The 22,264-nt window shown below is 40.8% G+C and carries 19 protein-coding genes and 1 pseudogene; 13 read left to right on the top strand and 7 right to left on the bottom strand.

Going from position 1 to position 22,264, the window contains the following annotated elements; genetic code table 11:
- Window positions 1-390: 390 nt before the first annotated feature.
- Window positions 391-1,464, bottom strand: a complete 1,074-nt coding sequence (locus JYB62_RS00445; protein WP_205643487.1) for an agmatine deiminase family protein — start codon at window positions 1,462-1,464, stop codon at window positions 391-393.
- Between the two features lie 6 nt (window positions 1,465-1,470).
- Window positions 1,471-2,346, bottom strand: coding sequence for a carbon-nitrogen hydrolase (locus JYB62_RS00440; RefSeq protein ID WP_317194617.1), 876 nt, complete (start codon window positions 2,344-2,346; stop codon window positions 1,471-1,473).
- A 551-nt stretch (window positions 2,347-2,897) separates the two neighbouring features.
- Here JYB62_RS00440 and JYB62_RS00435 point away from each other — a divergent pair.
- On the top strand, window positions 2,898-3,929 hold the full coding sequence (locus tag JYB62_RS00435; RefSeq protein WP_205643486.1) for a YncE family protein: 1,032 nt from the start codon (window positions 2,898-2,900) through the stop codon (window positions 3,927-3,929).
- A 361-nt stretch (window positions 3,930-4,290) separates the two neighbouring features.
- On the opposite strand, the gene JYB62_RS00430 is transcribed toward JYB62_RS00435, so the two are convergent.
- Window positions 4,291-5,394 carry a glycoside hydrolase family 130 protein gene (locus JYB62_RS00430; protein WP_205643485.1) on the bottom strand — a complete coding sequence of 368 codons (1,104 nt, stop codon included), beginning with the start codon at window positions 5,392-5,394 and terminating at the stop codon, window positions 4,291-4,293.
- Between the two features lie 435 nt (window positions 5,395-5,829).
- Here JYB62_RS00430 and JYB62_RS00425 point away from each other — a divergent pair, with 435 nt between their 5' ends.
- On the top strand, window positions 5,830-6,102 hold the full coding sequence (locus JYB62_RS00425) for a hypothetical protein (protein ID WP_205643484.1): 273 nt from the start codon (window positions 5,830-5,832) through the stop codon (window positions 6,100-6,102).
- Between the two features lie 264 nt (window positions 6,103-6,366).
- Here the strand turns inward: JYB62_RS00425 and JYB62_RS00420 are convergent, their stop codons facing one another.
- Window positions 6,367-6,942, bottom strand: a complete 576-nt coding sequence (locus JYB62_RS00420; RefSeq protein WP_243431405.1) for a COG2426 family protein — start codon at window positions 6,940-6,942, stop codon at window positions 6,367-6,369.
- Window positions 6,943-7,104: 162 nt separating this feature from the next.
- Here JYB62_RS00420 and JYB62_RS00415 point away from each other — a divergent pair, with 162 nt between their 5' ends.
- The 11 genes and pseudogenes from JYB62_RS00415 to JYB62_RS00365 all read left to right on the top strand — a co-directional run bounded on the left by JYB62_RS00415 (window position 7,105) and on the right by JYB62_RS00365 (window position 18,877).
- Entirely contained in the window at window positions 7,105-7,449 is a 345-nt protein-coding gene (locus JYB62_RS00415) for a hypothetical protein (RefSeq protein ID WP_205643483.1), read from the top strand.
- 167 nt (window positions 7,450-7,616) lie between these two features.
- Window positions 7,617-7,730 (top strand): annotated as a pseudogene (locus JYB62_RS19970) (PepSY domain-containing protein); the annotation flags it as partial.
- Between the two features lie 126 nt (window positions 7,731-7,856).
- Window positions 7,857-9,125, top strand: coding sequence for a phosphatidylserine decarboxylase (locus JYB62_RS00405; RefSeq protein WP_205643482.1), 1,269 nt, complete (start codon window positions 7,857-7,859; stop codon window positions 9,123-9,125).
- A gap of 188 nt (window positions 9,126-9,313) precedes the next feature.
- The gene (locus JYB62_RS00400; RefSeq protein ID WP_205643481.1) at window positions 9,314-9,805 is read left to right on the top strand and encodes an RNA polymerase sigma factor; all 492 of its coding nucleotides are present in this window, start codon (window positions 9,314-9,316) and stop codon (window positions 9,803-9,805) included.
- Window positions 9,789-10,424, top strand: coding sequence for a hypothetical protein (locus tag JYB62_RS00395; RefSeq protein WP_205643480.1), 636 nt, complete (start codon window positions 9,789-9,791; stop codon window positions 10,422-10,424). Before JYB62_RS00400 ends, JYB62_RS00395 begins: the two co-directional genes overlap by 17 nt.
- A gap of 200 nt (window positions 10,425-10,624) precedes the next feature.
- Window positions 10,625-13,705, top strand: coding sequence for a WD40/YVTN/BNR-like repeat-containing protein (locus JYB62_RS00390; RefSeq protein WP_205643479.1), 3,081 nt, complete (start codon window positions 10,625-10,627; stop codon window positions 13,703-13,705).
- Window positions 13,706-13,780: 75 nt separating this feature from the next.
- Window positions 13,781-14,674 carry an NAD-dependent epimerase/dehydratase family protein gene (locus JYB62_RS00385; protein ID WP_205643478.1) on the top strand — a complete coding sequence of 298 codons (894 nt, stop codon included), beginning with the start codon at window positions 13,781-13,783 and terminating at the stop codon, window positions 14,672-14,674.
- Window positions 14,675-14,756: 82 nt separating this feature from the next.
- Complete coding sequence (locus JYB62_RS00380; RefSeq protein ID WP_205643477.1) at window positions 14,757-15,209, top strand: nuclear transport factor 2 family protein; 453 nt, start codon at window positions 14,757-14,759, stop codon at window positions 15,207-15,209.
- A 23-nt stretch (window positions 15,210-15,232) separates the two neighbouring features.
- A complete protein-coding gene (locus tag JYB62_RS00375; protein ID WP_205643476.1) occupies window positions 15,233-16,027 on the top strand; it encodes an alpha/beta hydrolase family protein in 795 nt (264 codons plus the stop codon).
- A 44-nt stretch (window positions 16,028-16,071) separates the two neighbouring features.
- Complete coding sequence (locus tag JYB62_RS00370) at window positions 16,072-17,466, top strand: alpha-L-fucosidase (RefSeq protein ID WP_205643475.1); 1,395 nt, start codon at window positions 16,072-16,074, stop codon at window positions 17,464-17,466.
- Between the two features lie 109 nt (window positions 17,467-17,575).
- Window positions 17,576-18,877, top strand: a complete 1,302-nt coding sequence (locus JYB62_RS00365) for a metal-dependent hydrolase family protein (RefSeq protein ID WP_243431403.1) — start codon at window positions 17,576-17,578, stop codon at window positions 18,875-18,877.
- Between the two features lie 39 nt (window positions 18,878-18,916).
- Here the strand turns inward: JYB62_RS00365 and JYB62_RS00360 are convergent, their stop codons facing one another.
- The 3 genes from JYB62_RS00360 to JYB62_RS00350 all read right to left on the bottom strand — a co-directional run bounded on the left by JYB62_RS00360 (window position 18,917) and on the right by JYB62_RS00350 (window position 22,138).
- A complete protein-coding gene (locus JYB62_RS00360) occupies window positions 18,917-20,272 on the bottom strand; it encodes an amidohydrolase family protein (RefSeq protein WP_205643474.1) in 1,356 nt (451 codons plus the stop codon).
- 172 nt (window positions 20,273-20,444) lie between these two features.
- Window positions 20,445-21,677 carry an alpha/beta hydrolase-fold protein gene (locus JYB62_RS00355; protein ID WP_205643473.1) on the bottom strand — a complete coding sequence of 411 codons (1,233 nt, stop codon included), beginning with the start codon at window positions 21,675-21,677 and terminating at the stop codon, window positions 20,445-20,447.
- Between the two features lie 32 nt (window positions 21,678-21,709).
- On the bottom strand, window positions 21,710-22,138 hold the full coding sequence (locus JYB62_RS00350; protein ID WP_205643472.1) for a MotA/TolQ/ExbB proton channel family protein: 429 nt from the start codon (window positions 22,136-22,138) through the stop codon (window positions 21,710-21,712).
- Window positions 22,139-22,264: the final 126 nt, after the last annotated feature.

Genomic DNA, 22,264 nt, shown 5'->3' with positions numbered 1-22,264 from the left:
AGGATAGAATGCCTGGTAAAAAATAATCATTCCATTTCCCTCCAGCCCACCATTGCCTTTAGAATTTTTAAGATGTCGCTGGAGGACGAAGACAGTTTGATTTCAGATTTAGGTATCGTGGCGATGGCACTGATATCGGGATCGCAATGGTTACTTCGTACCTATGGCACTTTATAAGAATTTAAGAAGAAATCTAACAGTTCTTTTCATTACTGCTCACTGGTACTACCGGCTTAATACTAAATTCCCAAATCCCCCTAGCCCTCTTTGATTAAAATTAGCATCCAATAAGAAACTACTTAAAGGGGGAGTTAATGCGTGTTTCACAATTCAGACACTCCCAACTGAGGCTGTTTACTGTGACTGCCCACTGTTACTGACCACTGCCTACTAAACAGCCGGTTCCTGCTGACTCAGGCAATGGAAACTACCCAAGCCCCAGATGATATCCAGTGAATCCACTCCTACTACCTTACGATCTTTGAAGCAATCACCCAAAATATCCAATGCTTTTTGGTCATTTTTATCACGGAAAGTCGGTACAACCACCGCTTCATTGGCGATGTAGAAATTCGCATAGGAAGCAGGCAATCGCTGGTCTTCGTAGTACTTTGCTTCCGGCATCGGCAACTCCACAATATTCAATTGTTTGCCATCTTCCAAACGCATTTGCTTCAACTCCTGTAGATTCTCCTCGAGCAACAAGTGGTTTTCATCCAACTTATTTTCTTCCACCACGGTCACGACGGTATCGTTATTCACAAAGCGAGTAATGTCATCGATATGCCCATCGGTATCATCTCCCACAATCCCATCTCCTACCCATAGGATATGACTGACTCCGTAATAGTCACATAAGTATTTCTCAATCTGAGACTGAATCAGGTGTGGGTTTCTATTCTCATTTAAGAGACAAGCTCTAGAAGTCAAAAGCGTTCCTTTGCCATTGAACTCCACAGAACCTCCCTCCATGACGATTCCAGGTGTAAAACAAGGAATCCCTAAGTGCTCTGCAATGCGATAAGGAATCTGGTTGTCCAAGTCATGCGGTGGATATTTATTTCCCCAAGCATTGTAATTCCATTTCACCAAAGCTTTCTTCTCTTCCGCATCGGGATTGATCAGAAATGCTGGTCCATGATCACGACACCAAGCATCGTTGGTTGGAAAAAAATGAAATTTGATTTTGCTTAGGTCCGCACCAGCTTGTTCCAGCTGAGCTACAGCAAAAGCCTTCATGGCTTCATCTGCCACATTGATATTCACAATCTCCCCTTTCGCGACGATCTTGATAAACTCGCAATAGGCTGGATAAATCGTATGGATTTTGCCCGGCCAGGATTCCTCCTTATGCGGCCAACTCAACCATGTAGCAGTATGGGGTGCGAATTCAGCTGGAAAATAATACCCCAGTTCCGCAGGAGTCATTTCTCCGGTTTTCGCTAATTCAAAAATGTTTGCCATGAGGTCCTATTCTTCGTCCAGGAATCGTTTGGTAATCGGCTGATAAGAATCAATTCTTCGATCTCTCAAGAAAGGCCAGTGCGTTCTGTATCGGTCAGAACTTGCAAAATCAAGTTCCTCTACGTGTATTTGCTCCTCTTCGTGGCTAGCTTTGAAGATCACTCTTCCAAAAGGATTGGAAACGAAAGATCCTCCCCAAAATTTCATATCTCCTTCGATCCCACAACGGTTCACAGATACTACCGGAATCCCATTGGCCACTGCATGGGAACGCTGAATCGTCTGCCAAGCACCGTATTGTTCGTCATTGGTCAGGCCATCCTGATCCTTATGCCAACCAATCGCGGTAGGATACACTAAGAAATCCGCTCCTTTCAAAGCCGTAATTCTTGCTGCTTCTGGATACCACTGATCCCAACAGATCAAGACTCCAATATTCCCGAACTTGGTATTGAATACTTTATAACCCAGATCTCCAGGGGTGAAGTAAAACTTCTCAAAATAGCCCGGATCATCTGGAATATGCATTTTTCGGTACTTCCCAAGATAGGTACCGTCCGCATCCAAAACTGCTGTGGTGTTATGGTACAAGCCTTCTGCTCTTTTCTCAAAAAGGGATGCAACAATGACCACTCCAAGTTCTTTTGCCAAGGCACCAAAGGTATCCGTAGAGGGACCTGGGATGGCTTCGGCCAACTTGAAGTTTTCATAATCTTCTACATCACAAAAATATAGGGAACGGAACAGCTCCTGAAGGACCACCACTTGTGCGCCTTGGGCAGCCGCTTGGCGAACTCCGACAATGGTTTTTTCGAGATTCGCTGCCACATCAGCAGAACAGCTCAACTGGACCAAGCCCACTTTTACAGTTTTATTTGCCACTATTGATCGGTTTTATGGTTAAGGGAACAAAGATACTGGATGAGGCAGCAATCCCAAAATATTAATCGGCATTGCCTTCTAACTCTCAATACTTGGCTGACGGCAATCCTACCATTTTATCGTGATTGCTCCTTTTCGCCGAGGGAGGAAGGAGAAGAACCAACCTGCTATGATGTCCCGTTACAATCCCATTCCTATAGGTCTAGTTTAAAACTTCATCTTCCCATCCAAAAGAATTTGAAATTCCGCTGTTCAGGATTTGTAATCCTGAACCAATTTCATTGGATTTTCAATCCTCGTAAAAAGAAAAACATATAATTTTAGAAGATTATAAATCTTCAGATAAGGCTTCGAGATTACAAATCTCGAAGAGCAAGCCCCCCTCAAGTAGCTGAGATTACTCCTACACTTTCCCCACTAGGTGTAGTTTTAACTACACCATCTTATCCCAATGAACCAGAGAATCAACAAAAAAAGAACGGAACCTTCAAGACAGCACAGGACGAGCTTAAGAGCAGGTTTTTATAACTACTCATATCCAAATTCCAGTTATGAAAAACTCAAGCTGTTTATTACTAGTCCTGATTTCGCTTCTTCTGTTTGAGGTACAACCCTTACTTGCACAAAGGCAAAGCAAGGCCGTTGATCCGGATTCACCAGTAGTGAGCTTCGGCCCCACTCCCAAAGAAGCTTTGCTTTTAGGTGAGAAGGATGCAGGCCGACTGGTGATTATCGATCCGGAAACATTGGAAGTGGTCGCTCGTATTCCGGCAGGAGGAAATCTACACGAACTGGCAACCGACGGGAGATATGTATACATCGGCTCGAATCTTCCAGGAATCACAGTAGTGGATATGATTGAGCAAAAGAGAATGGAACCCATTGATATCAGTGCATTTGGAAACCGGCATGCGATTACCTTCGCAGGCAATCATCTCTACATAGGCCATGAGACCAATCGCCTGATTTCGCGTTATGATCCGACCTCTAAAACTTTTGATGAGGTCATTGGCCTCCCCGGTGGTTCACATATGCTCATCGTCACTCCTGACGAAAATCGCATTTTCACTGCCAGCAGCAATGGCCAAGTGATTTCTATTATTGATCGGGTAACCAATGATCGAGGTCGGAAGAATTTTGTATTCCATAATTTTCCCGGTGACACCCGAATGGAAGGCATGGCACTTTCACCCGATGGTACGGAGTTCTGGGTGCTTCACATGCATGCGAAGAAATTATCCATCATCAATGTTCAGGAAATGAAATTGGTCGATACAATTTCATTTGAAGGGGGATTGAACAACCGTATCAAGTTTACGAAAGACGGAAAATACGTTTTGATGAATGAGCTGCAGGGCACGGAGCTGCGTGTCTGGGATGTGGCCACAAGAAAAGAAGTAAAACAAATTGACGTAGGTGCCGGTGGTGAGGGCATACTCATCGATCCCGTTCGACCACGGGCATACTATGCAGTAAGCGCCGGAAATAAATTAGTAGTCATCGACACCAATACCATGACCGTGATGAAAGAAATACCTGGCTTTGAGAATCCTGATGGGATGGATTGGTTTGTGGCGAAATAAATTCGGTTTTTTAAATTTGCCTTATTTTAAAAAATTGACTCAATGCCATCAATGGATTGTCTAAAAAATTCAAATAATACCCATGGTGGATTTCTCTTCTCTTTAGATTTAATTTGAAAAAGGGCTCACATAAAAGTTTTATTTTGAGAAAGAAAAGATCTTTTTATTGGATCCAATAGTCTTATTATTTTTTACTTCGATTGGCTGTTCCAAGAAAGTGAGTTCAATCGGGATTTTAGGAAATTGGTGGTCAATTGAAGTCGATTCAACATATTCTGAATCCTATATCAATGAGACTGAATGGGTTTATAATCATGAGGATTTCGGTCCTTTTATTTATAGCTATAATATCTAAAATCGATTAATTTTTCTCAGACCAGGAAACCACTCCTACCATACTATCTGCTGTGCCATAATACAGAAACCACAGGTTCTGAAAATAAACCAAGCCTTCCAAAAATGTGGTCCCCTCAGGATATTGACCTGACTTTTCAAATGGCAATGTAGGTTGGATAAAAGGTTCCTCCACCCGATCCAATAATTTCCAAGGTTCGGTAGCGGAGAAAAGCGCCTGTCCTCCTGTATAAACCCGGTTGCCAAGATTTTTTACTCCTACCTGCTGTGAATTTCCTGCATTGTATAGCACTACAATTCCATCCTTTGTCAAGACAGGAGGCGGACCTGCTTCTACCAACCACGAATCAAAGTACCCTGGCCTTGGACTTAAAACCGGCACACGGTTTCCTTCGTGATTCTCTACCGGTTGCCAATGGATCAAATCCTCGGATGTGGCCTGCCAAATATGAGGTACTCCATAATACATCCAATACTTCCCATCAATTTTAGCTGCATAGAGCTTGCCATTTTTGATTTCAGTAACGATTGCCCCTGATTTTGATTCGGTAAAATGGTACTTTCCATCTTTCCAATCTTTAAAAATGGGCCCATGCTTTTCCCATGTCCTGAGATCTTTGGAAGTGGCCACTGCAAGTCTCGGCACATCTCTATTCCACTGGGTATAGGTCAAGACAAACAAGCCTTCTTCTGTTTCGACAATCCGAGGATCTTCCGTCCCTCCTGTCCATTCAAATTCTTTTTGCATATCCTCTTTCGGATAAAAAATAGGTTCTGGTTCCCTCTTGAAAGAAAGGCCATCATCCGATTTAGCCAAACCTATTCTGGAGGTATGTCCACCGATTTCTTTTTCCCCGAGTTTCTCCTCGGCACGATAGAGCACCATTATCTGATTGCCTTTTACCACAGCAGCTGGGTTAAACGTTGCCATAGATTCCCAGGCAACTGTTTTCCCAGTCATAGGATCTTGGAAAGTGGTGGTAGACTGTGGCGCAATGATAGGTTTTGCGTCAACAGGTCTAACAAAAGGCCCAAGCATCCAGGCTTTTTGCTGTGCCTGCAGCGTTAAAAAGGCAAATAATAGTAGGCTGAACAAAAGTAATTTCTTCATGATTTTGAGTTTGACTACCCCAAGATAGATTCTATCATTTTCAAAAGAAAAAATGTCGGGGGATTTTAGGTATAAGTCCTTTTGGTCTCAAAAATACTACTGTCTGAAGAAAAAAGCCTTCTGCCTAAACTCTCCTTCAAATCGGTTAGTTTAAGGGAGTTCCTCCAAAATTCAACCTTCTCTTCAGGATTTGTAATCCTGAAGTGGATTGAAAACTTGTTCAACATTATACAAAAACTTCAACCCCTGCTTTTCTATCTCTTTCAAATTATTGATTACCAATAATTTAATTTTAGCTTCTTTCTAGCAGAATGGGTAACTTATGGAAACTGGAGCGAGATTTCTTTTCACCACCAGACCAATCCCTGCCTGATTAACCAGGGGGCGAAATCCGAAAAGCCAAACGAGTAGGAATCATTTTTAATCCAATAACCCATGCCAACAGTAGTAATGCGCCATAAAGTAGGCGATTTTGACACCTGGATGAAAGGTCATCAAGACCGAGTAGAGATTTTCTCCAAATTCGGAACCAGCTTTCAGACGTTTCAGGACACAGATGATCCCAATTCCATTGTTTTGGTGGCAGAAGTGACCGATTTAGCTAAGATGCAGGAAGTTTTGGGAGATCCCGAAGTCATGCAAAAAGTAGCTATCGAAAAGCACAGCGTTCTTTTACCCGTGGTGGTCTCCATGCCCGTCCCGGTATAAGACATCAAGCTTTCAAGAAGATTAGCAGACTTAATTTCAATGCAAAAAAAGGATCCGGTCTGGATTCTTTTATAAATTTAGTTCTGCTATTTGTTTCCGATGAATGTATAATTCACTTTCAGTTTTCGCTCTTTAGGGTTTGAAATCCTGAAGTTTCTCATTTGCTAATTTTTAAAAATTTTACATCTCGTCCTTCTGAGGCCATTGGGGACTGAGCATAAAGGATAAATCCTGTGGGATTGAGCTATTGAATATTGGAGTGTCCTAAGCCTTAAACCCATTCATCGCTGCAAGGGTAGTAATCCAAACAATCACACAGGAAATAAAAATCCCTGCTGCGTTGGCGAAAAAAGCCTTTCTCCTATCCAGTCCAAAAAGAAAACTGGCAATCGTACCGGCGTATACTCCGGTACCGGGAAAGGGAATAGAAACAAAAACCATCAAACCCCAAAACCCATATTTCTTCACATTTTCACCTGCCCCTGCTTTGGTACGGCGACCCACAAAAATAGCAGCTTTTTTATAATGGTACCATTTAAGCAGGTATCGGTTGACTACCTGGAGAAAAAAGTTCATCACCGGAAAGACTAGAATATTTGCTACAAAACAGCAAACAAAAGTCAGGTAAATATTCACCCCGTTGAGTAAGGCATAAGGAATTCCGAATTTGGCTTCTCCAAAAGGAGATACGCTCCACAGCATGGAAATAAATAGATCTATAAACATTGAAAAATAGGAGAAGTTGGCAAATGAGGCCGCATTGATGGTGATTAGTATAAAGAGACTTTTACTTAGAATCCCCAAATTGAAGGAGGGTTTATCTTGATTTTGCTTTTGCATCCTCCCTATTAGGTGTATCTCAGATAACAGGTCATCTGCCTTAACGGATTTGAAATTCGAATGGATGCAAATGTCCGATAAAAAATTGCATGCTTTAACATTCATAATCCTTATGCTTAAAACCAGGGGAACAATCCTTGCTTTTTTTCACATGTTTCAATTATGCTTTCCTTTTTAATTCTTTTTCCACTCTTTTCAATAGCTCAAAGTAAGATCACCCCAGTACAGATTCCGGAAAGAAATCCAGATACAGAGACTGGTTTGGAATTTATGCAGCAAATGATCCCTTTGGAATTAGAAGAACGAGAAGAGGAAATTTTCAAAGCTTTAGCCTCTGGAAATATGCCTGATTTCCTGGGAAAACCGATCCGGCTGACCTCTATGTTTACGGTCGCTCTTGGCCAAACCCATGACCTGATATACGAGGTACTAACCGATTACTTGGCTATTGGAAGTAATGAAGACTATTGCCGCATCCCAATGAATCCACATACGCCCAAGGTTTAGCGGATGCTTTCGGAGCTTCTTTGATCACCTCGAAAATCAGTGATCAAATCTATCAACATGCAGAGGTAAAACTGGATCCTTTTTTTACAAACCAGTGGGTCGAGAAAATGAAAGCGTGCAGAAGTTTATCCTACACAATGCCCAAATAGAACAGCAAAACCAATGGGTTGGTCTATGACTTCCATATTGGAAGTGTCTGGGGTCTTACAGGGAGAATTCTTGCTTATTTAGCTTCCTTGATTGGAGCTTCCTTACCGATTACAGGCTTTTTGGTGTGGTAGAACAAGAGTAAACAGAAGAACAAAAAATCAATAAATCCCATCTAAAAACACTTTCAAAAGTAGAGTTTTGAAATAGTATTATTTCAAGCTTTTTAGTAATTTAGAAAGAATCATTTTTCTAACAATATGGAAAAGCATCACTATTTTTTTAGTATTTTTCTGCTTATCGGATGTTGCTTTAGCTGTAGTGATGCAGCCAACCAGGTGGATTACCATCCCATGACGGTGGAACTGATCAGTTTAATGAAGACGGAGCCTGAGGTACAGAAGCTTTTGGAGCAGTCCATTGAACGAGCAAAAATTACCAATCCAGACCCAAAGACCAATCCTGTGCAATCTTTAGAACAATACCTGGAATTTGTTTCCAAAACAGAAAAAGGGATGCCCTGGAGCCTATATGAACAAAAGGACAGCATTGAAGTTTATTCCGACATCAGCAAGAGCCTCCGGTACTTCTACTTTCTGATCAACCAACCTCTTCCAGAACTGGAAGGCAAAGGGCTTTATAACAATACCATCCAATTTTCAGAACCCTTTGTATCCTGGTTGACAAAATTCAACAAGGAATGGGGAAAATACCTTTCATCCGAAGAATCCTGGAACGAATCCTATTACCAACTTGCCAAAGCTGACAGTCTGTTTGGGCTAAACACTTCCTGGTATGAAGCCCCATCCCATTGGCATTCTTTTAATGATTTCTTTGCAAGAAAGCTCCAATCTCCAGAAGAGAGGCCCATTACTTCTCCCGAGGATAATCAGATTGTTACTTCTTTTGCTGATTCCAGACCGATTGGAACTTGGGAAATAGACAGTAGTTCGGTTCTTGTTGCCAAAGCGGGAGTTCCTGTCAAATCTGCTACTTTCCGTTCTGTTTACAAGCTTATTGGAGAAGAAAGCGAGTATGCAAATGCCTTTAAAAATGGCACTTTTTTACACTCTTTTCTGGCAATCAATGATTACCATCGCTATCATTTCCCTTTAAGTGGGGTGATCAAAGAGGTTAAACTGATACCTGGTTTAGGGGTAGCGGGTGGGCTTCTGGAATGGGATCCTGCCAACCAACGTTATGCCTATGATCCTACTGGCATAGATTGGCAGATTTTGGAAACCAGAGGCTGTGTCATTTTAGACACAGAAGAATTTGGATTGGTGGCATTGATCCCAGTGGGCATGGCTACCATCGGTTCGGTTAATTTTGAAGATACCGTAAAAAAAGGGTCCCGTGTCCAAAAGGGTGATCCTTTGGGATATTTCCAATTTGGGGGTTCAGACTTTGTGATGTTATTTCAGGAATTCGTCCAATTCACCTTAGATGCACCCCAAATGGGTAATGGAGCAGGCTATGAACATCTCTTGATGGGCGAGCGATTGGGTTCCCTCACCTTGAAAGATTAATCTTTTTTATTTCTATAAAATCAGAAAGGAGGGGCTTTCTTCATTATACCTCCTCTAACCTTCCCATATTATATCCAAGTCATTCCCTTTCCCCAACATCACCAATAAGTGATAAATCACATTTTTTGAAAAAATATCCAATGAGGTGTAATAAATTATGATTTGAGCCACTAACTAAGAAAAAGCCAGTGAGTAGCGATTTTTATTCAGCATCAATTTTACCCTATGCCCCGATTATCATCAAGATCTGCAGGGCATATACGGATACGCAGGAAGATTTCGAAGACTACTATCAGGAAGTGTGTTTACAAATTTGGAAAAGCAGACACAACTTCCAAGGTCAATCAGAATGGTCTACTTGGGTGTACCGATTGTCGCTGAATGTGAGTATGACTTTACTCAAGAAAAAGAAAAATACCCCTCAGCATACCGGTTCAGAATTCATACCTGAGGAGCTATCAGAAGATTCAAAGGCATTTTCAGACGAGTCATTGGAACAACTTTTCCAGGCCATCAGAAAATTATCCGAGGTAGACAGAGGAATAATTTTACTATACCTGGAAGAAAAATCCTATCAGGAAATCGCAGACATCATGGGAACCAACCCAAATCATATCGGGGTAAAAATCAAACGTATTAAAGAACGCTTAAAAAAATTATTAGATGGAAAAATCAATTGAAACTACCTGGAAACAAGGATTTCTAAAAAGTGATGCGCTGATAGCTCCTAAAGTCAATGACATTTACAATAGGAAGTCCATACATCTGATTGAAAAATTTGAGAAAATGTTCAAAATCAATATTTGGGGAATTATCATTGGGTCCTCCCTCTTATTTATCGGAGCAGTATTGGCGGGTGCGCTCGTGGCTGGTAGCCTCATGTTGGTAATGATGCTTTATGTAGCCTATACGGCATACCAAGAATTAAAATCCTTGGAAAAGCTAGATAAGGGGCAAAGCAGTTATGCTTTTTTAAAATCCTTCAAAGAATGGATCGACCGCTCTACAGAGCGCTATGGCAACATGTATCGATTCGTATATCCAGCGTTAATCTTGCTCTTTTATTTTGGGATTTGGTACTCCGACATCTTTTCACCCATGCGCGAAAAAGTAGCTGAAAGTACTTCAGATTTGATTTTCGGCCTCCATACTTATACTACTTTGGCCATCTTTATTGGAGCAGGTATCATGAGTGCGTTCAGTAAGGTGATTCATAAGGAAGATGTGAGAGCCATCTATGGCAAAATCCTAGATAAGCTCGATCATGCACTTGCCGAAATGGAAGAGTTGCAGCGCTGATTTATTGATTTTAAAGATAACAAATGAGGTAAAGTGGAACATATAATTCCACTTTACCTCTATATTAAATCTAAAATTCACAATTCTTTATTGGGTTATTTTTTCATTACTTCCCTATCAACTCTCCACCATTCCTCAAAAATTGGATGGTAGACTCCCCACATCTGATTAAATTCAAGTTGATAAAGAAAACCACCCTTATGAAAACCAAATCCTTATTGCTCTTGCTCTGCATGAGCCTCTCATTTTCTGTCTTTAGCCAGCAGTTAACCAGTCAATTATTAGATGGACTGCCCTTAAGAAATATAGGTCCTGCCACCATGAGTGGTAGAATCGTAGACTTGGCAGTACTGGAATCAGATCCTTACACTTTTTATGCTGCCACTGCTACTGGTGGAATCTGGAAAACCAGCGACAATGGAATTTCATTCGAACCGGTATTTGAAAAAGAAAACACCCATTCCATTGGAGCAATCGCTTTGAATCAAGCACATCCCAACATCCTTTGGGTAGGAACTGGAGAAAGAGCCAATAGACAAAGTAATTCCTGGGGAGATGGGGTTTACTTTTCTCATGACGGAGGAAAAACCTGGAAAAACGTGGGATTGAAAGACTCTCACCATATCGGAAGGATCGTACTTCATCCTACTGACACTGCCGTGGCCTATGTGGCTGCCATGGGACATTTGTGGGGTCCTAATGAAGAAAGAGGACTTTACAAAACCAGTGACAGTGGGAAAACCTGGGAACGATTGATTTATGTGGATGAGGAAACAGGCGTAGTCGATGTGGCTATGGACCCATCAGACCCCAATATTCTTTATGCGGCTACCTACCAGAGAATGAGAAAGCCTTATGGTTTTCATGGAGGAGGACCCGGAAGTGGAATTCATAAATCCATCGATGGAGGTAAAACCTGGAAAAAACTAAGCAATGGTCTTCCAGAGGGAGATTATGGAAGAATTGGAATTTCGATATATCGCAAAAATCCAGAGGTTGTATTTATATCATTGGAACAAGGTTTTCAATACAATGCCTCCACTGCATACAATGAACGAAGAGCCGGGATTTACAGAAGCAAGGACAAAGGAGAAAGTTGGGAGTTGATGAGCGACTGGAACCCGAGACCCATGTATGCTTCCCAGCCTTTGGTGGATCCAAGTGATGAATCCCGCATCTATATGATGAACCAGTACAGCTATTCCAGTGATAGCGGAAGAACCTTTACCGCACCGCGTCAATCCCTACACGGAGATGATCGGATTTTGTGGGTAAACCCCAAGGATTCCAGACATGTCATCAAAGGCGATGACGGAGGTATAGGGATTTCGTACGACCGTGGACTCAAATGGCTTTTTATCAACAATCTTCCGGTCAGTCAATACTATAGAATATCCGTGGATAATGCGGTTCCATACAACGTTTATGGAGGATTACAAGACAATGGAAGCTGGGTAGGACCAAGTGAAACTTACCGCAGAGATGGAATACTCAATGAGGATTGGAAAAGATTAGGAGGAGGCGATGGCTTCCTCAACTTGGTGGATCAAAACGATCCGGATGTAGTGTACACCGAATCTCAATATTTGGGTCTATCCCGACTCAATATGAAAAATGGACAACGTCAAGACATTCGCCCCGGGGACCCAAAAGGCAGAATTGGTGCCAGAAGAAACTGGGATGCTTGGGGCCCGGGACTTCCCGAACCTGAATTAGGAAACGCAATGGCTCCCGGCAATTGGGATGGACCTTTCTTTCTATCAAACCATGACCCCAACACCATTTATGCGGGCACCAATGTATTATGGAAAAGCACCGACAATGGAGCTAGTTGGGCTGCTTTAGGGGATTTAACGACTAAGGTAAATCGTCGTGAACTATTGATCATGGGACAACGACCAGATGAGCATACCGCATCTTTGGATGATGGCATCCCTTATTACCCTACCCTTACTGCCATTGCTGAAGATTTGCACACCCCAGGAATGCTATACGCCGGTACCGATGATGGTTTATTGCAGGTTTCATGGGATGGCGGAAAAACCTGGAATGATGTAAGTAGCGCCTTAGAAGGTTTACCAAAGGAAACTTGGATCAATACATTTGAACCTTCGGTACACCAAGCAGGAAGGGCTTATGTAGCGATCAATAATTATAGAAATGATGATTATAGCAATTACATCTATCGCACGGAAGATTATGGAAAAACCTGGGAATCTGTAGCAGGTGATTTACCAGCCAATCGCGTTGCGAGAACCTTAAGAGAGGATCCTAAGAATCCAGATTTATTGTACTTAGGAACTGAATTCGGTTTATTTATCAGCATTGATGCAGGAAAGCACTGGGTAGAATTGAAAAGCAATATGCCTACACTTCCTTTCAATGATCTGGTCATTCACCCTAGAGACAATGACTTGGTTTTGGGAACCCATGGACGTGGGGTTTGGATTTTGGATCATGTGAATGCCTTACAGGAATTGACTCCAGAAGTTCTTCAGCAATCAGCAGAATTATTCACAATTGAAGATGCATCTATCATCAATTACTCCAATGACGGGGCACATACAGGAGATATGTATTATCGTGGTGAAAACCCTGACTTCGGGGCAGTAATTGATTATTACCTCCAAGATTCTGTAGCAAAAGATGCCATCAGCTTGAAGATTTATGATAGCAATGGTGATTATGTGAATGAAGTAAAAACTAAGAATAAACCCGGAATTCATCGTATAATGTGGGATTTGAGGTATGAATATGGTGCTCCTGGATCTGGTAGATCTAGAATGAATGGACCTTATGTAATTCCAGGATTGTACACTGCTAAGCTAGAAGTCAATGGTGAAATCTTTGAAGAGAATTTTAGGGTGAATGATGACCCTAGACTTGATATTCCACTTGGAGTAAGAAAAGAATGGACTGCCTCTCTCAAAAAGATCCTTGCTCTGAGTTCGGAAGTAGCACAAGATAGAGCTCCGATTCAAAAATTAGAGGAACAGTTAGAAAAACTTGAGGAAGATAACATTTCATACGATCAGGATGATGCAGCTCCATTGAAAGAAATTATCAGAAAATATGGGGAATTAAACAGCCGTATCAGAACACTCTATTCTCAGATTGATAATTACATAGGTCCATGGACTTCGGATCAAAAAGCACAATTTGAGTATTATAACTCCATGAAACCTAAATTGAAAGAGGAACGGGATCAAGTCATTAAAACTACTGTTCCCAAAATCAATAAAGGCCTTAAAAAAGACCATCGATTAACAGTTGATAATTAAGTCCTAAAGGATCATTCAAGGTTTTTTACTTTGAATGATCCTCATTTCATTTTCACAATAAACCCCAATCTCAACATGCGAATATTCTTTACAGGAGGTTCAGGAAAAGCTGGAAAACACGTCATCCCCTACTTATTGGACCAGGGGCATCAGGTCATGAATGTAGACTTGAAACCTTTGAATCACCCCAAAGTGGACAATTTGATAGCCGATATCACCGATTCGGGACAAATGTTCAATGCCATGTCCTCCTATTCCAATCTAGGCGAACTGGAAATAGGTAATGGGACGCCCAAGTTTGATGCAGTGGTTCACTTTGCTGCAGTCCCCAGAATTTTGATCAATCCCGACAATGAAACTTTCCGAGTAAATTCCATAGGCACTTACAATGTGATTGAGGCGGCAGTGAAGTTGGGAATAAAAAAGATCATCATCGCATCTTCGGAAACCACCTATGGGATTTGTTTTTCTGATGGGAAAACCGACCCTAAATCTTTACCACTGGAGGAAGACTATGATGTGGATCCTATGGATAGTTATGGCTTATCCAAAGTAGTTAATGAAAAAACGGCTCGGACCTTCCAGCGAAGATCAGGTTATGACATTTATGCCCTTCGTATCGGGAATGTAATTGAGCCTCATGAATATGTCGAATTATTCCCTCACTATTTAGAAAATCCTGAGGTCAGACGTAGGAATGCATTTTGCTATATCGATGCCAGAGATTTGGGGCAAATTGTGGACTTATGTTTGAAGAAAAATGGGTTAGGATACCAAGTCTTCAATGCAGGAAATGACCATAACGGAGCAGTGATTCCTAGTAAAAAACTGGCTGAACAATTCTTTCCAGGAGTACCTATCACCCGTGAATTGGAAGAGCATGAAGCCTTATTTTCAAATCGAAAAATCAAAGAAGTACTGGGCTTCAAGGAACAGCATAATTGGAGAAATTATTTGGATTGGGAATAGTCAAATCATTTTAGAGCCTATCCTATTCTTAATCATTTCACTAAAACCTTTAACTAGTTTTATAGCCCATAACCCAATCCAAATGAGAGCCAGTATTCTTTTATTCCTACTCGTATTTTCCTCCTATTACATCGCTTCCGCTCAAACTACCTGTATGACAGCAGAAAGCATCAAATTACTTGATTCAAAATGGGAAGAGGCAAATTTGCATCCCAACCCTGATTTTTTTGAAACTACTTTGGGAGAGGAGTTTGTCTGGGTACATAATCATGGTACCATGGTGGATTCTAAATGGTCGGTAGTTGAACGGGCCAAAAAACAGAAAGCAGCAGGAACTTCAAATACCCGTTCAAGGTCCCAACGAGATGTAAAAGTGGCTATTTCCGGTAATACTGCGGTGGTCACGGGGATTACTGTGGTAGATCGAGGACCTCAACCCACTACCTATCATTTTATGAGAACTTATGTGGAAATTGGTGGGAAATGCTACTTGATAGGAAACCACACCATGGCCATTCCTAAAGAGGAACTATAAATTCGCTCAAATCCAGCTAACTTATGAACTCCCTTATCAAAACCATCGCGATTATTGGTTTTAGCTTTTTGGTTTCTCAAAGCTTTGCCCAGAATTCTGCTTTCTCAGAATATGAAGTAAAGGAGTTTTCATTTCAAGGCCATGCAGCAAAGATCGTATTCCCCAAAGAGGCAAATGATACCAGAAACTGGATTTGGAGAGCTCGGTTCTGGGGACATGAGCCACAATTGGACCAAGCCTTATTAGAAAAAGGATTTCATGTAGTTTATGTAGATGTAGCCGGGTTATTTGGTAATCCAGAAGCTGTGCAACGATGGAATGAGTTTTATGAATTCTGCAGAAAAGAATACAAACTAAACCCGAAGGTGGTTTTGGAAGGCATGAGCCGTGGTGGTCTGATTATTTATAATTGGGCCACAGAAAATACTGATAAAGTTTATTCCATCTATGCAGACGCTCCGGTCTGCGATATCAAAAGTTGGCCAGGAGGCTTATTTGCTGGTCAAGGAAGTCCCAATGATTGGAAAAAATGTTTAGAAGCGTATGGATTGGATTCTGCTTCCGTTCGTGATTTTAAAGGCATTCCCATATACAAGAGTGTTGCAATTGCGAAAGCAAAGATTCCTGTGATACATGTTTATGGGGAATCAGACAAAGTTGTCCCTTTTATGGAAAACACCTATTTGCTAGCTGAAGAATTCCGAAAAGCTGGTGGACAAATTACTTTGATCCCAAAACCAGGAGTTGGACATCATCCACATAGTTTAAAAGATCCAAGTCTATTGGTGGACTTTATCCTAAAAAGTATTGAAAAGTAAAAGCATTCCATTTTTTTTAAGCTTTTAAAAGAAATTACCCTAACATGTCCCTAAAAAAATCCCTGTTAAGCTTTTGCCTATTTTTCCTTGGTTTGACATTTTCGCAAGCGCAAGATCAAGTTCCCATTCCAACTCAGGCCCAGCTTAACTGGCAAAATACAGAGATGGTAGCCGTCTTTCACTATGATCTCCATGTGTTTGATGGGAAAGTTTACAACCAGGCTTATAACAGAATTACTCCTATTCCAGATTATAACATTTTCAATCCTGAAAAACTAGATACAGACCAATGGGTAAAAGCCGCAAAAGACGCGGGAGTAAAAATTGCTATTTTGACCGCTACCCATGAAACTGGCTTTGCTTTATTTCAAAGTGATTACAACCCTTATAGCATGAAGGCTTTGAAATGGCAAGATGGCAAAGGCGATCTACTCCGGGATTTTAAAGCTTCTTGTGAAAAGTATGGACTCCAAGCGGGAGTTTATATTGGAATCAGATGGAATTCCTTCTATGGAATCCACGATTTTAGGATCGAAGGATCTAGTGAATTTGCTAAAAATCGTCAGCAGCATTACAACACCATGGTTGAAGGTATGGTCAAAGAAATTTTTACCAATTACGGAGACTGGGCCATGGTTTGGTTTGATGGAGGTGCACATGGCCCTGAACAAGGAGGTCCAGATGTTTTATCCATATTTGAAAAATACCAACCCAATGGTTTGTTTTATCACAACCTACAGCGGGCAGATATGCGTTGGGGAGGCAGTGAATCCGGAACTGTTCCTTATCCGAGTTGGGGGACCTTTGCTTACCCGGCGATAGGATCGGGAGAAAGTGCAAGGGAGGAAATCAGTAAAAATAATTTTGAATTACTGAAAACAGGAGACCCCAACGGTACCTATTATATGCCTGCCATGAGCGATGCCCCCTTGAGGGGACATGGAGGACATGATTGGTTTTGGGAACCGGGAAGAGACCATTTGGTATATCCCTTGGAGAAACTTGTCAATATGTATTATAATTCGGTAGGCCATAATACCAGTCTGATTTTAGGACTGACCCCCAATGCAGAAGGTCTAATTCCCGATACTGATACCAAACGATTAATGGAATTCGGAGATGAAATCAAAAGAAGGTTTAGCAATAAAATCGGGTCTACTTCAGGTTCTGGGAATAAGCTCAGCATCAACCTACCAAAACGAACAGCAATCAATCAATTGGTCCTAATGGAGGAAATCTCTAAAGGAGAACGCATTCGTAAATTTTTAGTGGAAGGCAAAACCAAAAGTGGTTGGGAGACCATTTTTGAAGGTACAGTTATAGGCCATAAGTTCATTCATCGATTTGATGAAATGGAGTTGTCTGAGATACGCCTGAAAATTCTGGACTCAAAAGGGGAAGCACAAATCAAGGACTTTAGTGTATATTTATTTGATTAGGCTTTGTTAATAACCACCCCCTACAAGAATTCACGCTAGGCTATTGTAGGATAAAAAGCGGTAATTAGGTCAAGGAAAGCCCAATATTTAGCGCATAGTCAACCTGACCATGCCTCAAAAAAAACTGATGATGAAAAACCGAATCCTCTTATCCGTACTTATGCTCATGTTTTCCCTTGTGCTGCATGCTCAAGAAAAAACAGCGATCATATGTGGTAAACTTATTACCGCTGAAGATGATAAAGTCTTCACCAATACAGTAATCCTCATTGAGGAGGATAGAATTGTAGAAATAGGAAATAGAGCTATTATAAAACCTGATTATGAAGTGATAGATCTTTCCGCATATACTGTGCTGCCAGGATTGATAGACGCACATGTACATCCCTTAATTTATGGAGACGATTACCAAGTAAATCACTTAAAAGGGTCCTCGGCTTTCAATGCGCTCAGAGGATTAAAATCAGTCCAAAATTGGCTGAATGAGGGTTGGACTACTTTAAGAATAGCAGGTGATGCGGATACCCAATACGCACATTTTGAAATTAGAGATGCGATAAATAACGGTTTATTTGATGGCCCAAGAATCTACGGAGCGGGACATTATTTATCAGTGACAGGGGGTGGGGGTGATATTAATTTTTTCTCTCCTGATCAATCGATTATTGCTGATGGTCTAGTCGTAGATGGTAAAGAGGAAATTCAAAAGGCTATTCGGGAGGAAATAAAATATGGAAGCGACTGGATTAAAATTTTGGTAACTGGGGCATTTATGTCCGAAGGAGATAACCCACAAAATGTCCAGTTTAGTGATGAGGAAATAATAGCAGCAATGGAAGAAGCCAAAAGAAGAGGTGTTCCGGTGATGGCTCATGCACATGCTACAGAAGGCATCAATAAAGCGATCCAGTTTGGGGCAAGATCCATAGAACATGGCACCTTTCTCAATGATGAAAGTATTGATCTTTTTTTGAAGTATGATGCATTTTTAATTCCTACTGTTAGTGTCGGAGAGTATGGATTGGAGACATGGAAGGAAAGTGAGGCACAGGCCAAAATGTATGAATTAACCTTGAAGCATCGAGAGGAGTCATGGAAGATGTATTCAAAAGCCATTGAACGAGGGGTAAAAGTGGGAATTGGTTCAGACAATGTTGGATTCCCTCCCTATTTTGCAGCTAAGGAATTTGAGTTACTTGTCAAATTAGGAATGTCCCCTTTGCAGGCGATTCTCGCAGGAACTAAAGTAAATGCGGAATTATTGATGAAAGAGGATGAAATAGGAAGTATTAAGGTTGGGAAATTTGCAGACATCATTGCTACGAAGAAAAATCCGCTAGACGATATTACTGAATTATCCCGTGTAGAATTCGTAATGAAAGGAGGAAAAGTGATCAAAGCGATCAAATAGAATAAGAAGCTGAAAATGGTATTGATCCGATGAATATTTTTATTTCTCTGGCCCCAACTTCCCTTTAGCAGCATTTTTCAATTCCTCTGATGAATAGATCCTGCCCCCTTTGATGACAGTATGAACGAATCGAGTCCTCTTAATATCCTCGATCGGGTTTCCTTTCGTAATCATCAAGTCGGCCCATTTCCCAGGACTGATGCTTCCCGCTCGATCCTCAATTCCCAAAGCCTCTGCATTTTGTTGTGTGGCAAAATACAGCACCTCCGCAGCAGGAATTCCTACTTCCACCATGGCTGCCATTTCCCTATGGATGAAAAAACCTCCTATTCCACCTCCTAGATAATTATCCAATAATAAAGGCCTATCCGTACCGACAGTTATCAAGCCTCCGGCATCATAATATCTTTTCAAGACTCCTTGTTTTACAGGATAAATCTCTGCACATAAGGCATTGAAATCGGATGGTTTGATCCCTTCTATCAGTTTCTCTGTAAATGGGGTGAAATATTGTCTTTCATAGGCCCAATCAAAAAAAATTGGAGAATCAACCAGACCAATCGCTCCATAGGTTCCTAAAGTAGCATCGAAATACACCCCATTTTGAATATACAATTGAATGATTTCCTCCAATTTCGGATCCATGGGATCCAGTTGTTTCAAGCTATAGTACGCATTGGTAGTATCAGCCAATAAATCCCCTCCTAAAAAATGCTCTACCCGATCTATACCCATGTCAATCGCATCTTGAGGATTGACAGAATTTCTAAACCCAGAATCCAAATGACCGGTTACCGTTAATTTATTCTTATGAGCCTGATCGATAAGAATGGCCAAATGCTCAGGAGTAATCCCTTTGGCTTTCAAACCATAGGCTCCTCTTTTTGCCCAATAATCCACTCGTTCACGAATATCTTTTTCTGTAAAATCTGGATTCCAATCAGGAGCTGCTGTTCCATAATATGGCCCAGAATGGAGGATTCTTGGACCAGGTCTCTTATTGGCATCAATTTCTTTCTGTAGATCCCACATTTTCTCGGGCTCTATTTCCCCAGCAGGAAAAGTACTGGTGACCCCATTAGCCAGAAATATCTTGGGCATGGCAACCGTATCGTCATAGGCTTCTTGATTGTAGCTGATTCTATAATGGGCATGCAAATCGATTAGTCCGGGTAATACATAATCTTCGTCGGTCAAGTTAAATACTTCCCAATTTAAGATTTGCTCTGAACCAGTTCCAAAAACCCCATTCACCAAGTATATCCCTTTATTCTTTTCAAAGGTTTTGGTAGAAGTGTCAAACACCCATCCTCCATTGATGATGAGATTTTGAGCGTATGTTTGTTTGCTGATTAAAGCAACTAAAATTACCAAAAGAAATAATTTCCTATTCATAAATTGGAAGGGGATTGAAGTTAAAAGTTGTCATGAATATACAGAAAATCCTTAGGCAATAAATGGACAAAATCATTTCCAGGAAGTGATCGAAATATTCCACAAAAAACCCAGAAAATGCGCTTACAAATTCTAGGTTTGTCCGAATTTTTAAAATATTATCAGAAAGAGACTAATTAATTTTTAATCCCAATTCTTCCATTCGCTCTTTATGGTAATCGCTCTCGCTCAAGGAATAAGCTTTTTTTACATGGTTGTAAGCACTTTCGAAGTTACCCACAGCAATAAAATAATCCGCCATTGAGTCATACATATTGGCACTTTTAGGGAAATAGTAAATTCCCTGCTCAAAAAACATTTTCGCTTTTTCCAATTGTCCCCGATCCAAACTCATATATCCAGACATATTCATCAAATCTTCAGGAATAGGTGGTTCCGGGTATCCAAAATGAGCCTCTAACTTTTTCGCCCTATAATTGATCAAATCAAGTAGTTCTGAAGTGGTTGTCTCTGGTATATTGAACAATTCAACGTTTTCCATTTGAAACCATTCAAACAGGGAAATCAAGCCATTCCTTATAGATGGAAGAGGAATAGTGCCATGAAGATCTTTTGGAAAAAATTCCCAATCATAATCTAAACCTTGTCCTGCTTTTGCTCTGATGAACTCCGAAAAAGCAAGATTACTTCGGGCGAAAAGTGTAAAATCCGAGTCGTCCTGCATGACAGTAGCGATAGTCATTTCGGGCTTTTGCATATGCAACTGCCCACTAAGTGAAACATATAGAGATTTTCCTTCCAGGCTTTCTTTCGAAAAAACTTCTTTCGCCTGCTTTAACATCAATTGATCATCCCAATCCAAACTAGGGTCAACTGCCAGGTAATTTTCAAAAAGTTCAGGTTGGTTTAGCAGTGTATTAATAGCAAACAGCCCCCCGTAGGAATGTCCTATCAAGCTCCTGTAATCCGTAACCGGATACTTTTTTTCGATATATGGGATCAATTCTTTAGAAATAAATTCTAAAAAATCAGCTGCTCCTCCATTAGGTTCCCAACTAGGTTCCACAAGAGATGGAGTCAAGTCCCTTGTTCTATTTTGATGATTGGAAATTCCGATAAGGATCATATCGGGGATAAAACCTCCCGAATAAAACTTCTGCGTGACACTCAGTCCCGGCAACAAAATCTCTCCATCGAGAATATATGCTGCGGGATATTTCTTGCCACTTTCAGGATCAAATCCCTCTGGAAACTGTACATAAAACTCTCTGGACTCTTTTAAAACTTCTGAATAAACAGAGTCCTTTAAGCCGATCTGAGATAAATATTGAGCTTTAGCTTCACCAATTACGCTGAACAAAATAGCGAGGCAAAGAACTGTTTTTTGATTGAAGAAAAATGACATCAGAAAGGATTTTATGGAATTTGAATGTTGATTTATTTAGCTTCTTCCAGGTCTGTTTTTCGCATCCAGCTAAGTATAAAAGTGGCAGTATAACCCAGAACGAAGACGAGTAACCCAAAAAGAGGCGAAAGCAGAGTGACTTTTAGACCGCCAGCAACAATAGCTGGATCAGCTCCGCCTGTAGCTTCCAATGAATCAAATGCCTGAATCAATCCCAAAAGGGAATTTAGAAAAGAGATTACCAGACCAAGCAAAACGACCTGATTTATCAGCTTTTTATACTTAGTGAAAGTGGGTAAATTACTTTTAAGATTTGAAAAAGCTTTTATCGTAAAGAAGATTCCCAATATTAAGCATAAGAAAACTAGTGTCATTCCAAGAAAACCACCTTCCTGAAAACGATCAGTTATAACATTTAAAAACACTATGTTTTGACCTAAAATTGTTGTGAGTGTGTCCATTGATTTTTTTATTTAAATGAGTTCACAAGTTTACCATACTTCGCAGGCTGATAGTGGTTTTTGCGACAAACGACTGGCAAGGTTAGGGATTTGACTGGATTCAACTGGATTCTGGAAAAAGGTTAT

The sequence above is a fragment of the Algoriphagus lutimaris genome, assembly GCF_017051705.1.
Lineage (GTDB): Bacteria > Bacteroidota > Bacteroidia > Cytophagales > Cyclobacteriaceae > Algoriphagus > Algoriphagus lutimaris.
The sequence above is the reverse complement of the archived record's forward strand: the minus strand, read 5'-3'. Positions and strand labels throughout refer to the sequence as shown.